The organism is Streptomyces sp. NBC_00887 (assembly GCF_045207585.1).
The window spans coordinates 1,283,386-1,298,631 of record NZ_CP108788.1; the positions used below are offsets into that span (position 1 = coordinate 1,283,386).

General features: G+C 67.7%; 10 protein-coding genes and 1 pseudogene. 2 read left to right on the forward strand and 9 right to left on the reverse strand.

The features are described from left to right. Positions 1-189: 189 nt before the first annotated feature. Positions 190-1,584, reverse strand: coding sequence for a family 43 glycosylhydrolase (locus OG844_RS05795; RefSeq protein WP_406388558.1), 1,395 nt, complete (start codon positions 1,582-1,584; stop codon positions 190-192). Between the two features lie 184 nt (positions 1,585-1,768). Continuing rightward, positions 1,769-3,171 (reverse strand): annotated as a pseudogene (locus OG844_RS05800) (family 43 glycosylhydrolase). An 879-nt stretch (positions 3,172-4,050) separates the two neighbouring features. Here OG844_RS05800 and OG844_RS05805 point away from each other — a divergent pair. Then, positions 4,051-5,022: an ABC transporter substrate-binding protein gene (locus tag OG844_RS05805; RefSeq protein WP_406388559.1), complete on the forward strand. Its 972-nt coding sequence runs from the start codon at positions 4,051-4,053 to the stop codon at positions 5,020-5,022. Positions 5,023-5,546: 524 nt separating this feature from the next. On the opposite strand, the gene araD is transcribed toward OG844_RS05805, so the two are convergent. After that, positions 5,547-6,284 (reverse strand): L-ribulose-5-phosphate 4-epimerase AraD, encoded by a 738-nt coding sequence (araD, locus tag OG844_RS05810; RefSeq protein ID WP_406388561.1) that lies wholly within the window; start codon positions 6,282-6,284, stop codon positions 5,547-5,549. A 356-nt stretch (positions 6,285-6,640) separates the two neighbouring features. Here araD and OG844_RS05815 point away from each other — a divergent pair, with 356 nt between their 5' ends. Next, positions 6,641-7,663, forward strand: a complete 1,023-nt coding sequence (locus tag OG844_RS05815; RefSeq protein ID WP_406388563.1) for a LacI family DNA-binding transcriptional regulator — start codon at positions 6,641-6,643, stop codon at positions 7,661-7,663. A 75-nt stretch (positions 7,664-7,738) separates the two neighbouring features. On the opposite strand, the gene OG844_RS05820 is transcribed toward OG844_RS05815, so the two are convergent. The 6 genes from OG844_RS05820 to OG844_RS05845 form a co-directional block, all read right to left on the reverse strand. Beyond that, entirely contained in the window at positions 7,739-8,746 is a 1,008-nt protein-coding gene (locus OG844_RS05820; RefSeq protein WP_406388565.1) for a zinc-binding dehydrogenase, read from the reverse strand. Positions 8,747-9,156: 410 nt separating this feature from the next. Beyond that, positions 9,157-10,275 carry an aldose epimerase family protein gene (locus tag OG844_RS05825; protein WP_406388566.1) on the reverse strand — a complete coding sequence of 373 codons (1,119 nt, stop codon included), beginning with the start codon at positions 10,273-10,275 and terminating at the stop codon, positions 9,157-9,159. A gap of 117 nt (positions 10,276-10,392) precedes the next feature. After that, a complete protein-coding gene (yjfF, locus tag OG844_RS05830; protein ID WP_406388567.1) occupies positions 10,393-11,418 on the reverse strand; it encodes a galactofuranose ABC transporter, permease protein YjfF in 1,026 nt (341 codons plus the stop codon). Further along, complete coding sequence (locus tag OG844_RS05835; protein ID WP_406388568.1) at positions 11,415-12,518, reverse strand: ABC transporter permease; 1,104 nt, start codon at positions 12,516-12,518, stop codon at positions 11,415-11,417. The genes yjfF and OG844_RS05835 overlap by 4 nt, the downstream gene beginning before the upstream one ends. Beyond that, on the reverse strand, positions 12,515-14,074 hold the full coding sequence (locus OG844_RS05840; RefSeq protein ID WP_406388570.1) for a sugar ABC transporter ATP-binding protein: 1,560 nt from the start codon (positions 14,072-14,074) through the stop codon (positions 12,515-12,517). The genes OG844_RS05835 and OG844_RS05840 overlap by 4 nt, the downstream gene beginning before the upstream one ends. A 75-nt stretch (positions 14,075-14,149) precedes the next feature. Next, a complete protein-coding gene (locus OG844_RS05845) occupies positions 14,150-15,148 on the reverse strand; it encodes an ABC transporter substrate-binding protein (RefSeq protein WP_406388571.1) in 999 nt (332 codons plus the stop codon). Between the last annotated feature and the right edge of the window lie 98 nt (positions 15,149-15,246).

Sequence of the window (15,246 nt, forward strand, 5' to 3'; positions counted from 1 at the left end):
GATCCGGGACGGGACCGGAGCGGAGGGAGCGTGCCGGCTGTGCGGGACACCACACGGCACCCGAACCGACTCCGGGCCCGCTCCGGTCCGACGCGGACGCACCGGCCGGCGGGGCATTCCTCGTCTCGGGCAGCGGGCGTTTCCGCCCTCCTCCTCATGGCCGAGGTGCCCTGCGAGCGGGCACGGGCATCAGGTGATGCTCCATCGCTGGGCATTGTTGTTGTTGCAGGTCCATTGACGGACCTCGGCGCCCGGCGCGGTACCCCAGTTGTAGTTGTCGAGGCACAGCCCGCTGTGCCGGTTGACGAGGGTGGAATACCCTTCCCCCACCGGAACCGGCCGCCATTGCTGCACTGTCGCGCCATTGCACGTCCACTGCTGAACGACGGATCCGGGCGCGGTCGCGAAGTCCTTGTTGTCCAGGCAGAGCCCGCTGTGCCCGTTGCGGATCCGGTAGTACCCGTTCTCCGTGGGTGTCAGGGTCCAGTTCTGGACCGCGGCGCCGTTGCATGTCCACTGGCGCACCTCCGCTCCTGGCGTGGTGGCCCAGTCGTAGTCGTCCAGGCACAGGCCGCTGTGCCGGTTGCGGAGGGCCACCGGTGCGGGGGCGGCGCCGGCCTCGCCCGACGGGCCCTGGAGGACGGTCGACGTCGAGACCGGGGTGCCCAGGTTCGGAGTGCCATCGGCGTTCCAGGAGATCTTCTGCACCCGCGTCGTGCGTGTGGTGCCGCAGCCCTGGCTCGCCGAGGAGTTCGCGTGGTAGGCGATCCAGGTCTCGCTGCCGTCGGGGGACGTGAAGAACGAATGGTGCCCGGGCCCGAACACCCCGGCCGCGTCGTTGCGCTGGAAGATCGGCTGGGGCGACTTGGCCCAGGACGCGGTGGCGAGCGGGTCGCCACCGCTGTACTCCAGCATGCCCAGCTTGTAGTGGGGGCCGTTGCAGTGGCTGGCCGAGTACGTCAGGAAGGTGCGGCCGTTGCGTTGCAGGGCGAACGACCCCTCGTTGACGGCTCCGTCCTGCCGTTCCCACGCGAGGGTCGGAGCCGATATCCGCGTGCCGTGGGCGCCGGCCGTCCAAGGGTTCGACAGGGGTGCGATGTAGAGCGACTGCAGACCGTCCTGCGGGGAGAACGCGGAGTAGGTCATGTAGAGAGCGCCGTTGAGCCTCAGCGGGCTCGCATCGATCGCCCACCCGTTGTCCGGCATCAGATGGATGATGCCTCGGTCCGTGTACGGCCCGAGCGGATCGGTCCCGGCGCTCTCCAGTGCGTGCGTCCGACGGGGGCCACCGGACTGCTCGACCGAGTAGTACAGGTACCAGCGGTCGCCGATCATCTCCAGGTGGGGTGCCCACATCGCCGTTCCGGCCGTGCGGAAGACCACCTGTTCCGGGGCGTTGCGCAGACCTGCGACGGTCGTCGACCGGCGCATGACGACGTCGGAGGACCATGTCGTGGCGACGTAGTAGTAGAAGCCGCCGTGGAAGACCAGCGTCGGGTCCGCGCTGTTCGGAACATTTACCACAGGGTTGGTGAAGGATGGGCCGGGTGCCGCCTGAGCAGGGCTCGCGCTAGGCAGGCTCATGCCAATTGCGGTGATGAACGCGAGAAGGAGGAGAATTCCTCGCCCCACGGCTCTTCCTTCATGGACGAACAGCACATCTTCTCCTCGGGGGAGTGTGAAGGTTGCGGACGACGGACTGCGCTGCGCAGCCGAGATCGCTCGGGCAGGAGGAGCCCTCTCGGCAAGCCCTGCGACGGAAGCGTGGTCACTGCTGGCGGAACGTGGCGTCCTGGTTGGCGGTCGTCGTACCGACGCTCTGTACGTACAGCAGGAAGCCGAAGTGCCGGACGTACTGTCCCGGAAGCCGGTAGGCCTCGTAGGAGACACCACCGGCCGCATCCGCGAGGCCGGGCCGCTGGTAGAAGGTCGCTCCGTCGGCGAAGGTCGTGGTGCCGTCGTTCTTCTCCACCCAGACCTCGCCGTTCCTGGCGCGCAGGTAGTAGCCCGGGAAGTTGGCGGACTCCAGCGAGACCGTTCCGCTGCCGGTGAGCCCACTCACGGTGCGGAATTGCGAGTCAGCGAGATTGCTGACGTTCGCCTCGAGCTTTCCGCGGAATTCCCAGTGCCGGATGTAATGGTTCGGGAAATTGAAGGAGGACAGACGCTTGGGGGTGACACCATCGGCGACCGGAATCCCGAAATTGGGTGTGCCGTCGGCGTTCCAGTAGACCTTCTGGACACGCGTCCTGCGGTTGGGGTCGTTGAGCGGATCGCCGGCGATGTCTTTGTAGTTGCGGTCGTGATAGACGAGTACGTCGCTCCTGTTGTCCTCCGAGGTCGTGAAGGAGTTGTGACCCGGGCCGTACTGGCCGGTGGCCGCGTTGGTGGCGAAGACGGGAGTGGCGCTCTTCGACCAAGCCGCGGGATCGAGCAGATTTCCGGTGGCCGAGGCGGTGAGCATGCCGAGGCAGTAGTTGCTGTCGGTCGCAGACGCGGAGTACGTCATGAAGACCTTGCCGCCGTGCTGGATCAACGCCGGACCCTCGTTGACTCGATAGCCGGCGGTCTCCCAGCCGTACGTGGGCACGCTCAGCCGTACAGGCGTGCCGCTGATGGTCCACGGGTTGACCATCTTGGCGATGTAGAGGTTGGAGTTGCTGTTGATGCCCGGGTCCTGCTGCGCCCAGCTGAGGTACCGGGAACCGTTCACCACGAAGGTGGTCGCATCCAGCGCGAAGCTGTCCATCGGCGTTTTGATCTGACCCTTTTCGGTCCATCCACCGGTCAGCGGGTTCGCGGCAGAGCTCTCGAGGACGTGCATCCTGATCTTCCACACGTCGTCGGCGCGTCCTGCAGCGAAGTAGACATACCACTTGCCGTCGATGAAGTGGATTTCCGGCGCCCAGATGTGTGCGCCCATCTCTCCGGTCGCGTGCTTCGTCCAGATCACCGTTTCGGAGGCGGTGGAGAGTGCCTGGATGGTTGTGGCCCGGCGCAGGACGATGCGGTCGTACTCGGGGACGGTTGCGGTGAAGTAGTAGAACCCGTCCGTGTGTTTGAAGATATGCGGGTCGGCCCGCTGATTCACCAAGGGTTGGAATACGGGACGGCCGGCGAGTCCGGCGCGGCGGCCTGGGCGGGAGAGGGCAGCAGCAGGGTTGCCACCATGACAACCCCGACCGCGAGAGCGCTGAAGAGCTTACGGAACCCCACTCTGTCCTCCTCATGTGGCGACAGTGAGGCCGACGGCCATCACTGGTAAACGTGCGTTGGGCCGGGCTGAGCCGAGATGGGCCGGGCTGGGACGGGCTGGGCTGAGCTGGATGAACTTTCAGGCCTACGCATGTCGCTGCACCCCGACGCCCCTTCGTCCTCGCGCACCAGCTGGGCATGCGTGGACGAAGGCCGACCCACGCCCGCCGGCCGGGGCCGCGGGCGATCATGCGGTGGCGTACGACATGGGCCCTGCCGTGCCGTGGGCTGAGACAACGAGCAGCGCCTGCCGTTCGACCCAGGAGGTCCATCGGTTGCGAGATTGTTAACGCTAACAGCCCGGGCGTCAAGAGCTCTGTCAAAGTTCGACTCCACCCCTACGCCCGACCGGCTCTGCGGGCCTGGTGGAGCTCCAGCGTCACGCCGACCCCCGAGGCGGATGACCTCAGGGCCGCCCGTCGCGTCCACCGCGTATCAACTCATCGCATCTAGGGATGAATCAACCAGCGTGGTCCCGGTCTCCGCTCACGGAGCCCGGCATCCCACCGCCCTCCGACGCCTTACGCCTCCACCCTGGATACCGGCCGCCTGGAAGCATGATGAGCCCCTCAAGGCCCGACGGGTCAAGAATGGATAACGCGTCACCGAGGCCTTGAAGTCTCGATGTGTGAACGCTAACAATGATGCGCGCTCAGCCTCTGGCCACCTCCCGCCTCGCCTCCCTGGCGGCCACGGAGCCCTCCCACGGCGCACCCTCAGGGACCCATCCACCCCGGTGCACTGCCTTCACCGTGCTCCGGGGCCCACCCGCAGATGCGAGAGGACCCAACGACCATGAAGCGCAGAGCTCTTCTCGCCGCCGCCGTTCTGGCAGGCTCGATGCTCACCGCCTGCTCCACCGAGCAGTCGTCCGGGGAGGACTCGGACGGCGAACTGGTGCTCGGATTCGCCCAGGTCGGCTCGGAAAGCGGCTGGCGCACGGCGAACACCAAGTCCGTTCAGGAGGCGGCGAAGAAGGCCGGCATCACCCTCAAGTTCTCCGATGCGCAGCAGAAGCAGGAGAACCAGATCGAGGCGATCCGCGGATTCATCCAGCAGAAGGTCGACGTCATCGCCTTCTCCCCGGTCGTGGAGTCAGGCTGGGGTGCGGTACTGAACGAGGCGAAGGACGCCAAGATTCCGGTCATTCTCACGGACCGTGCGGTCGACTCCGAGGATGTCCCTCTCTACACGTCCTTTCTCGGCTCGGACTTCGTCGAGGAGGGCGAGGAGGCGGGAGTCTGGCTCGTCAAGGAGTACGAGGACCGTAGTGGCCCGGTCGACATCGTCGAACTCCAGGGCACCACCGGATCCGCTCCCGCGAACGACCGCGAAGCGGGTTTCGCCGAGGCCATCAAGCTGGACGCCAAGTTCAGGATCGTGGCTTCGCAGTCGGGTGACTTCACCCGCGCCAAGGGCAAGGAGGTCATGCAGGCCATTCTGAATTCGCACAGGAACCCCGATGTCCTGTACTCCCACAATGACGACATGGCTCTGGGTGCGATCGAGGCCATCGAGGAAGCCGGAATGGAACCGGGGACCGACATCAAGATCATCTCGGTCGACGGCACGAAGGATGCCTTCATGGCCATGAAGGCCAAGAAGATCAATGTCATCGTGGAGTGCAATCCGCTGCTCGGCGACCAACTGATGCGCCTGGTCCGGCAGGTAGCAGCCGGGAGCAGGGTTCCCCGGCGCGTCGAGACGGTTGAGGACGTCTACACCCAGGAGGAGGCCGAGGTGGCTCTGCCGAGCCGCGAGTACTGACGGGCCGCCGACCACCGCGTCGCCGTCGGCGATCGGTACTCCATTGTCACACCAGCAGGTGCTGCTGACGGATCACTCCCGGGAACGCTCCCCCGAAAGAAAGTCCCCTGCGTGATCATGGAGTCGTCCCAGCCGGTCATCCGGCTCCACCGCCGCAGTCCCGGAGGGTGATGCCGCACTGCGGGCGAGAGGACGCAGACCGCACCCGAAGGGCCGGCCGAGGCCCGGCCCCGGCGCACCGGGTCACTCCCGTCGCCCCGTACGTGTCGGCGGACGAAGCGGGCTCGGGCATGGGCCCCTCGTGGGGCCGCCGAAGGCCGACCGGTCTCGAAGGCCTGCGTCCGGGCGGCAGAGCGGGCACCTACCGCCGCCTCCGTGTCCGCGTCCACCCGAAGTCATGACGTCGCAGCCGGGCACGCCCGGCGGCCCGCTCGGACGGAACCCTTCCCTGGCGAGCTCCGTGGGCGACGCCGTAGGAGCGCCCCCCGAGCCGCACACACCTGCTGTTGCCCGGCACGCCGCAGTCAACGGGCAGGCGTATGAGCGGAGTTGCCGTAATAGGCGTCCGGTCCGTGCTTCCGCGTGAAGTGCCTGTCCAGGAGATGCTGCGGTGGGGCCGACACGGCCTCGAGTGCCGGCTGGAGCGCCAGCGTGTGCAGGGCCATCTCGGCTACGGCCTCACAGATGATGGCGTTCTCGAGCGAAGCCGTGGCGGTGGCCCCCCACGTGAAGGGACCGTGACGCGAAACGAGTGCCCCGGGGACGTCCTCGGCACGTCGGGGGTCGCCTTCGAGCAGGGCGACGATCACCTGGCCGGTGTTGTACTCGTAGTCCTTCATGCACTGTTCGGCGGTGAGATCCGCTGTCACGGGGATGGCCCCGTTGAACGTGTCCGCATGTGTCGTACCCAGGACGGGTACGGGGCGCCGGGCCTGCGCGAAGGCGACCGCGTGGGTCGAATGCGTGTGAGTGACTCCCCCCACCGAGGGAAAGGCCCGGTAGAGGCAGCGGTGGGTCTCGGTGTCGGTGGACGGCTTGAGGCTCCCTTCCACGACACTGCCGTCCTCCAGCGCCACCACCACGAGATCTTCCTCGGTGAGATCGGTGTAGGAGACGCCGGACGGCTTGATGACGAACACACCCGCGTCACGGTCCACTCCACTCACATTCCCCCAGGTGAGCGTCGCAAGCCCGGCCTCCGGGATCCGCAGGTTGGCCGCCAGTACCTCGCGGCGGAGCTTCTTGATGGTGGTCTCGCTCACTACGTGTTCACCGGGCCTTCTGGGGTCGGCAGCAGTTCTCCGGAAGCGGAGCCGGCGGAGGCTGCGGCACGTCGAGTGTGTCGGGCATGGGTGCGCGTCGGCCGCGAGGGCAGCGGCTCTATGCCAATCAGATTGTGAGCGCTAACATCACAACACTCAAGACCTCTGGTGCACCAACTTCCCTGTCGCCCCGTACCAGGCATGGGGCAGAATGTGCGCGCGCACAAGAAGGACGGGTCATCACGCAAGTCGGCACCCACGCCCCGGCGTGGCCCCGGGCGGTACCTTGGACATGCCGCTCGCTCGAGGAAGGAAGAGGATTGACCCAGCTCCCAGATGTGGCGAGAGCCCCCACGATGGCAGACGTCGCTCGCGCGGCGGACGTGTCCCATCAGACGGTTTCCCGCGTCCTCAGTGGTCATCCGAACGTGAGCGCCAAGACCCGCGCCGCGGTGACACAGGTGATCGAGCAGCTGGGTTACCGCCGCAACTCGGCGGCTCGCGCCCTGGCAACCCGGCGCACTCACACTCTCGGTGTCATCGCGGTGAACACCACCCTGCACGGGCCCGCAAGCACCCTGTCGGGCGTCCAGGAGGCGGCTCGGGAGCGCGGTTACCTCGCTTCGGCCGTGACCCTGCGCATGGCCAATCAGGCCGCGCTCACGGAGGCCATGCAGCACCTCACGACCTGGGGAGTGGAGGGTGTCATCGCCATCACCCCCCAGCGTGACGCCGTGAAGGCCTTGGCGGCGCTCGACACCCCATGCCCTGTCGTCACCGTGGAAGGCGGCCACACCCTCGATCTGCCCGGGGTGTCCCTGGACCAGCACCTGGGCGCCCGGATGATCACTGAGCATCTCCTCGCCACCGGGCACTCCACCGTGTGGCACGTCGCAGGCCCTCAGGACTGGCTGGAGAGCGAAGCGCGGACCGCGGGATGGGAGAGCGCCCTGCGCGACGCCGGCGCCACGGTACCGCCGCCACTCCGGGGCGACTGGAGTCCCATGTCGGGGTACCGGGCAGGCCAGCAGCTCGCCGGCCACGTCCTGGCCTCACCCGGACGCGGGGACGGTCTGACCGCCGTGTTCGTCGCGAACGACCAGATGGCACTCGGGGTACTGCGCGCATTTCGGGAAGCCGGCGTGCAGACACCCACGGACGTCGCGGTCGCCGGCTTCGACGACATCCCCGAGGCGGAGTTCTTCCCGCCCCCGCTCACGACGATCCGTCAGGACTTCACCTCACTGGGCCGAAGCAGCATCGCACTGCTCCTGGACCACATCGAGGGCCGGACCAGCGAGTCGACCCACCTCACCGTCGCGCCGGAGCTCATCGTGCGTGCGAGCACCGCGCGCCGGAACATTCCGCACGCGGAATGACGACCCCCTGCCGCCGATCCCCGTGCTCCGACAGCGCGGTCGGACTCCTCGGCAGCGAGAGGCGTTCGCGGTACGTCACGCCCCGGGCCTGAGCAGTACCTTGCCGACACCGGGGTCGACCGATTCGGAGAGCTGTATGGCTTGCTGATAGGCGTCCAGGCCGAAGGTGTGCGTGATCAGAGGGCGGGTGGAGAGCCGTCCCGAGGTGAAGGCCCGCACGGCGCGGACCCACGCCGCCGATGTCGCTCCGAGGACACACTGCACATTCAGTTGCCGCTTCATGAGTTCGGCGGGATCGAGGAGGTCCGGGCCCAGACCCGTACTCGTACCGATCAGGCGACCACCCTTCCGGAGTGTTCCGACCGCCTGCTGCGAGGTGGTGTGCGCGTCGACGGTGTGTACGGCGACGTCGAACTCCCGGGGCAGAGACTCACCGAGAGCGATGTAGGCATGCGCGCCGAGAGCCAGGGCCAGGTCCTCGCGGCCCGCACCCGAACCCACCACGGTCACCCGCTTCGCACCGGTCGCCACCAGGAATTGGACGACGAGGAGCCCGAACACCCCGTCGCCGAGCACGGCGATGCTCTCCAGGGGGAGGGGCCGCGCCTTGAGCACGGCGGCCACCGCGCAGGCAGCCGGCTCGAGCAGGGCGGCCGCGGCAAGATCCGCGTCGTCCGGAAGCACATGCAGGTGCCGTGCGGGAATCACGAGCGTTTCGGCCATGCCGCCGGGCTGGGTGAACCCCGTCTCCTCGTACCCCGACTCGCACAGCGTGCTCTCACCCAGGTGACACCGCTCGCAGATCTGGCATCCCCGGGCACTCTCGCCGACAACCTTCCGGCCCAGGAGCCCTTCCGGCACCCCGCTGCCCACGCGCTCCACGGTTCCGGACCACTCATGGCCGGGCGTGAGCGGATACCGCACATAGCCGTCGGGTCTCGCACCGCGGAGTATGTCCGTGTCGCTTCGACAGAGCCCGTTGCTGTGTACGCGGACCAGCGCTTCGGCCGGGCCGGGCGACACGACTGGTTGCGATATCACCTGGTGCGCTCCCGGCCCGGTGACCAGGATCGCGGCACTCATCATTCACCGTCCATGGGCTGGTGGTGCCGCAGAGCCTCTTCTGGTCGGCGCGGTCGGCTGCCGTGCCGGAGTCCTTGTCTTGCGACGATCATCACCATGGCCCGATCTGTTCGGTATATCGAATGACGTTCGAGATGTTGGCGGTACGTTAGAGGCGGCGTCGAAACGAAGTCAATGGGCGTGCGTACGCCATCGAGGGGCCCTTCGAAGCCGAGCCTGACGGCTCGGACAGACTTCGGACGGATGGCCGCCCGCACGACCGGACAACCTCGCAGATGCGGACGGCCGGAGCGCACCGCTGCCGAAATCCGGGAGGGGTGCCGTCGGGGCGATCGTCCTCGACCGCTCTCCCGGAGGACGTGCCGACGACCCGACCCTCATCCGGGGCCGGGTACCAGCGGGTTCTCCGGTCAGTCCGTCGTGAAGCTCAGTACCGTGGTGGACCGGTACACCTCACCGGGCCGCAGCAGGGTGGTCGGATCACTTGCCCGATTGGGCGAATCCGGGAAGTGCTGGGTTTCCAGGGCTATCCCCGCATAGGCGCGGTACGGCCTGCCGCCCTTTCCGATGACGTCTCCGGAGAAGCCGTTTCCGGTGTACACCTGCATGCCTGGCTCTGTGGTGCGGACTTCGAGGCGCCGTCCGGACACCGGAGCGTGGAGAACGGCCGCCCTGCGCAACTGGGAGCGCCGCGCCGGGTAGAGGACCCAGTTGTGGTCGAACCCGCCTCCTGCGGTGATGAGCTGGGCGTCGGTGTGGGTGAGGACGTCGGACAGCCGCCGGGGACGGCGCAGGTCGAACGGTGTGTCGCTGACCGGCCGATGAGGACCTTCGGGGATGAGTTCGGCATCGACCGGGGTGAACAGCGGTGCGTCGATCTGGAGATGGTGCGCCAGGATGTTGCCGCGGTCCTCTCCCTCGAGGTTCCAGAAGGCGTGGTTGGAGAGGTTGACGACGGTCGGGGCTTCGGCCTCTGCCCGGTAGGACAGGGTCAGGTTGTCCTCCCGGTCCAGCGTGTAGCTCACGCGGATGCTCACGGCGCCCGGGAACCCCTGGTCCCCGTCCGGGCTGTGCAGGAAGAGCCTGACGCCGGTGCGGTTGGCGGAGTGAAAGGGTTCGCAGCGCCAGGACCGCTGATCGAACCCGTCGGGGCCGCCGTGCAGGCTGTGACCGGTGTCCTGCGTGTCGAGGCGATGGGTGACCCCGTCGACGGTGAGCCGGCCGTGGGCGATGCGGTTCGCGTAGCGGCCCACCGTCGCACCGAAGTAGCGGGCCTCGCCCTGGAGCGCCCCTGCTTCCCGGGGGGAGAGGACGACATCCGCGAGGCGGCCCCACCTGTCGGGTACGACAAGGGAGTGCAGGCGGGCGCCGCGTGTGTGGACTTCCGCGCGTGCCCGGCCGGGGAATCCGAAGACCCACCGGTCGCCCGTCCCGACGTCCGCCGACGGGAAGGGTCTACGGACCCGCCCGGAGGGCTCGCCCGTCTTCGGCCGGGGCAGTCCGCCCACTGATTCCTGTGGATGTCCCATGGTCTGTGTTCCCTTGGACGTGTGGCGTACCCGGTAGCGGTACCGGGCAGGGGGCGGGCGGCCGCTGCCCGGGCTGCACGGGCGGGCCGACCGGTGGGAGGAGAGACGTGCGAGGCGTCAGTCGGCGGCGGGGCGACGACCACTCATCAGGCGCTGCAGCACGATGAAGACGAGCAGCAGGGCCCCGATGACGATGCGGGTCCACCAGGAGCTGAGCGTGCCCTGGAAGTTGATGACCGTCTGGATCATGCCCAGGACGAGAACGCCCATGGCCGTGCCCAGGACGAACCCCGAACCTCCCGTCAGGAGGGTGCCGCCGATGACGGTGGCGGCTATGGCGTCGAGCTCCAGGCCCATGGCGTGCAGGGCGTAGCCGGAGAGCATGTAGAAGGTCAGCAGCACGCCACCGAGTGCGGAGCACAGACCGCTGATCGCGTAGACCGCGACCTTCGTCGTGCCGACCGGCAGACCCATCAGGCGGGCTGAGTTCTCGTTGCCGCCCAGAGCGTGGACGTTGCGGCCGAACCGGGAGTGGTGGAGGGTCACGAAGGCGGCCACCACCACCGCCAGCGCGATGACCACGGATATGGAGACGAAGAGTCCCCCGGGTGCGTAGAGACGCGTCTGCGCGATCTGCACCGTGGTGGGGTCGCTGATCGAGATGGACTCGGTGCTGATGGTGTAGCACAGGCCCCTGGCCAGGAACATGCCGGCGAGGGTGACGATGAACGGCTGGATCTCGAAGGTGTGGATGATCCAGCCCATCAGGGATCCCCCTGCCCCTCCCACCAGCAGCACCAGAGGGATGACGGAGACCAGCGGCCATTGGTGCTGTTCGACCAGCCAGGCGGTGAGCATCGTCGACAGGGCGACGACCGAACCGACGGAGAGGTCGATGCCACCGGTGAGGATGACGAAGGTGACGCCGACGGCGACGACCAGGAGGAAGCCGTTGTCGATCAGGAGGTTGAGCAGGACCTGTGCCGAGAAGAACCCGTCGTAGCGCACCGAGCCCACGGCGAACATCGCCACCAGCAGGACGGCGGTGACCATCAGGGGGATACGGGCGCGACTGCGCGCCGAGGCGGTCGCACGGAAGGGCCGGGTGAGGGTCGCGGCGGCCCCCGCGATGCCGGTGCTCATGCACGTACCTCCTGCTGCCGCGGGGTCTCGCCCGCCGTGGTGTGTGATCCGGGGGGCGCCGTTCTTCTGCGGCGGCGCAGTGCCTTGGCCCGGAATACCGGGGACTGCACGAGGCAGACGACGATGACGACGACTGCCTTGAAGACGAGTGTGACCTCGGGCGGAACGCCCAGGGTGTACACGGTGGTCGAGAGCGTCTGGATGATCAACGCACCCAGGACGGTGCCGCCGATGGAGAAGCGCCCGCCGGTGAGCGCCGTGCCCCCCACGACGACGGCGAGGATCGCGTCGAGCTCGATCCACAGTCCGGCGTTGTTGCCGTCTGCGCTGGAGACGTTGGAGCTGATCATCAAGCCGGCGATGGCGGCGCACAGGGCGCTGAAGACGTAGACCACGGTGAGGACACCGGCTGCGCGGATGCCGACCAGGCGGCTCGCTGTGGGGTTGCCGCCCACCGACTCGATCAGCAGGCCCAGTGCGCTGCGCCGCGTGATGGCCGAGGTGAGCGCGACGACGGCCGCCGCAAGGAGCACGGCGAAGGGGAACATGAGCCAGTAGCCCCCGCCGATCATCTTGTAGGGGCTGCTGGTCACCGTGATGATCTGACCGTCGGTGATCAGCTGGGCGACGCCGCGGCCGGCCACCATCAGGATGAGGGTGGCCACGATGGGCTGTACTCCGAGCCGTGAGACGAGCAGCCCGTTCGCCAGGCCGAGTACCGACGCCACACACAGCGCGATGACGACTGCCGTGGCCATGGTGCCGACACTGCCGGGATGTTCGGAGGTTGCGATGTGCTGGCAGGCGAGCGCGCCGGCGATGGCGACGGTGGAACCGACGGAGAGGTCGATACCACGAGTGGCGATGACGAGCGTCATGCCGAGCGACACCAGGATGAGGGGAGCGCCGAACTGCACGATGTCGATGAGGCTGCCGTAGAGGTGGTCGTTGCGTACGCGCACGGCGAGGAAGTCGTGCGTGAAGGCGAGGTTGCCGAGCAACAGGGCGAGCAGGATGAGCGAGGGCCACAGGAGTCGGTGGCCGGCCAGCCGCTTCCGGAGGCCGTCGGCCGCTGTGGCCTTGGCAGGCTGCGGGGTCATGAATGCGCTCCGGTGGCGATGGTGGCCAGAATGCGTTCGGGTGTGACGCTGTCGTCGTTCGTGAGGGTGGCGACCATGCGGTGGTCCCGCAGCACGGCGATGCGGTGGCTGAGGCGCAGGACCTCCTCGATCTCCGCGGAGATGAACAGCACGGCGGTGCCATCGGCCGCGAGGCGGGCCACGAGCTTCTGGATCTCGGCCTTGGCCCCGATGTCGATGCCCCGGGTGGGTTCGTCGAGGATCAGCAGTCTGGGGTCCGTCAGCAGCCAGCGAGCCAGCAGGACCTTCTGCTGGTTGCCTCCGCTGAGATGGCGCACCTGGGCCTCGGGGGCGGCGGGACGGATGTCCAGGGCGTCGATCCAGTGCCGCGCCAGCTCGTCCTGCCTGGCCCGGGACAGGGGCTTGGTCCAGCCACGGGCGGCCTGCAATGCGAGCACGATGTTCTCGCGGACGGTCAGTTCACCCACGAGCCCCTCGGACTTGCGGTTCTCCGAGCAGAACGCGATCCGGTGGGCGATGGCGTTGCGCGGGGTGCGGAACGAGACCGTCTCGCCTTCCACACTCAGCTCGCCGGCGTCCGCGCTGTCCGCGCCGAACAGCAGGCGGGCGGCCTCCGTTCGGCCGGAGCCGAGGAGCCCGGCCAGGCCGATGACCTCTCCGGGACGGATGTCCAGGTCGTACGGTTCGATGAATCCGGTGCGCGTCAGCTGCCGCGCCCGGAGGAACGGCTCGCCGCCGGCACGTTCGGAGGCTTCTCGGTGGGCTTCGTCCGAGAGCTGGTCGAGTGTGGCCAACGCCCCGCCGATCATGCGCTGCACCAAGGAGACAGGGGTGAGTTCCTCGATGGGGTACTCACCCTCCAGGCGGCCGTTGCGCAGGATCGTGACGCGGTCGCAGATGTCGAAGACCTGATCGAGGAAGTGGGTGACGAACAGAATGGCCACACCGCGGTCCCGCAGGCGGCGTACCAGCGTGAACAGCTGCGCGACTTCCTCCCGGTCGAGGCTGGAGGTGGGTTCGTCCAGCACGAGAACCTTGGCCGAGACGTCCACGGCCCGGACGATGGCGACCAGTTGCTGTACGGCAAGGGAGTGCGTGCTCAGCGGACTGGTGACTTCCAGGTCGAGGTCCAGTTCCGTCAGGAGTTCCCTCGCCCGCTGCCGCAGCGCCGACCAGTGGATGAGACCGAACCTGCGGGGTTCCCGGCCGATGAGGATGTTCTCCGCGACGGAGATGTTCGAGCAGAGGTTGACTTCCTGGTAGACCGTGCTGATGCCCGCACGCTGGGCCTGGAGGGGGTCGCCGAACTCCTGCGGCCGTCCGCCGACGAGAATGGTGCCTTCGTCGGCCGGGTGCACGCCGGTGAGAACCTTGATCAGAGTGGACTTCCCCGCGCCGTTCTCACCCATCAGGGCGTGAACCTCTCCGGGGTAGAGCCGCAGGGCTACCCCGTCCAGGGCGAGCACACCCGGGAATTGCTTGCGGATTCCGTGGGCTTCCAGAACCGGCCGTCGCTGGTCGGCCGTCTCTGCCTGGGGGGTGGTTGGGGCTGCCATCCGCCCTCCTCTCATGAGGTGTGGCCGAAGGAGGCGCACCGCGTCGGGGCCTCCTCCGTGCCGGTCGGACGTGCGTCAGTACTTACGGGTCGGCAGTGCGGCCTCGGCCTCGGCCTGGGGGAAGACTCCCTCCTCGGTCTCCACGCGGGCCGGCACGTCCTCCCCCGCTGCGACCTTCTTGGTCAGCTCCATCAGCTGGTCACCGAGCAACGGGTTGCACTCGACGACGACGTTGATCTTGCCTGCGGCCATCGCGACGAAGGCGTCCTTGATCCCGTCCACCGAGATGATCTTGATGTCGGTGCCCGGCTTCTTGCCCGCTTCCTCGATCGCCTGGATCGCGCCGAGTGCCATGTCGTCGTTGTGGGCGTAGAGGACGTCGATGTCCTTCTGGGACTTCAGGAAGGCCTGCATGACCTCCTTGCCCTTGGCGCGGGTGAACTCGCCGGTCTGCGAGGCGGTGATCTTGAACTTGTCGTCGCCCTTGATGACGTCGGCGAAGCCGGCCTTGCGGTCGTTGGCCGGCGCCGAGCCGGTGGTGCCCTGGAGTTCGACGATGTTGACCGGCGCGTCCTTGCCCTCGTACTCCGCCGTCAGCCACTCACCGGCGGACTTGCCCTCCTTGACGAAGTCCGAGCCCAGGAAGGACTTGTAGAGCGAGGAGTCCTTGCTGTCCACCGCACGGTCGGTGAGGATCACCGGGATGCCGGCGTCCTTGGCCTCCTTCAGGACGGTGTCCCAGCCGGACTCCACCACCGGCGAGAAGGCGATGACGTCGACCTTCTGCTGGATGAAGGTGCGGATCGCCTTGATCTGGTTCTCCTGCTTCTGCTGCGCGTCGGAGAACTTGAGGGTGATGCCGGCCTTCTTCGCCGCCTCCTGGACGGACTTGGTGTTGGCGGTACGCCACCCGCTCTCGGCGCCGACCTGGGCGAAGCCGAGCACGATCTTGCCGTCGGAGCCGCCCCCGCCGGCGCCCGCGGATCCGGATGCGGGGTTCTCCGTGGAGCAGGCGGTCAGCGCCGAGGACGCGATGAGGGCGATGCTGACGGCAAAGGCAGCTCTGCGAGCCATGATGGGTGTCCTTTCGGGATACACGAAATTCACGTCGGCGCGACCACGAGGCGGTCTCCGCAGGCGAGTTGAGCCCTGTTCGAGCAGTGGAGCCGGCA

Excerpts from the sequence above, each read along its gene's own strand:
- OG844_RS05795 (WP_406388558.1), bottom strand. The coding sequence starts at position 1,584 with ATGAGCCTGCCTAGCGCGAGCCCTGCTCAGGCGGCACCCGGCCCATCC.
- OG844_RS05805 (WP_406388559.1), top strand. The coding sequence starts at position 4,051 with ATGAAGCGCAGAGCTCTTCTCGCCGCCGCCGTTCTGGCAGGCTCGATG.
- OG844_RS05815 (WP_406388563.1), top strand. The coding sequence starts at position 6,641 with ATGGCAGACGTCGCTCGCGCGGCGGACGTGTCCCATCAGACGGTTTCC.
- OG844_RS05820 (WP_406388565.1), bottom strand. The coding sequence starts at position 8,746 with ATGAGTGCCGCGATCCTGGTCACCGGGCCGGGAGCGCACCAGGTGATA.
- OG844_RS05825 (WP_406388566.1), bottom strand. The coding sequence starts at position 10,275 with ATGGGACATCCACAGGAATCAGTGGGCGGACTGCCCCGGCCGAAGACG.
- yjfF (WP_406388567.1), bottom strand. The coding sequence starts at position 11,418 with ATGAGCACCGGCATCGCGGGGGCCGCCGCGACCCTCACCCGGCCCTTC.
- OG844_RS05835 (WP_406388568.1), bottom strand. The coding sequence starts at position 12,518 with ATGACCCCGCAGCCTGCCAAGGCCACAGCGGCCGACGGCCTCCGGAAG.
- OG844_RS05840 (WP_406388570.1), bottom strand. The coding sequence starts at position 14,074 with ATGGCAGCCCCAACCACCCCCCAGGCAGAGACGGCCGACCAGCGACGG.
- OG844_RS05845 (WP_406388571.1), bottom strand. The coding sequence starts at position 15,148 with ATGGCTCGCAGAGCTGCCTTTGCCGTCAGCATCGCCCTCATCGCGTCC.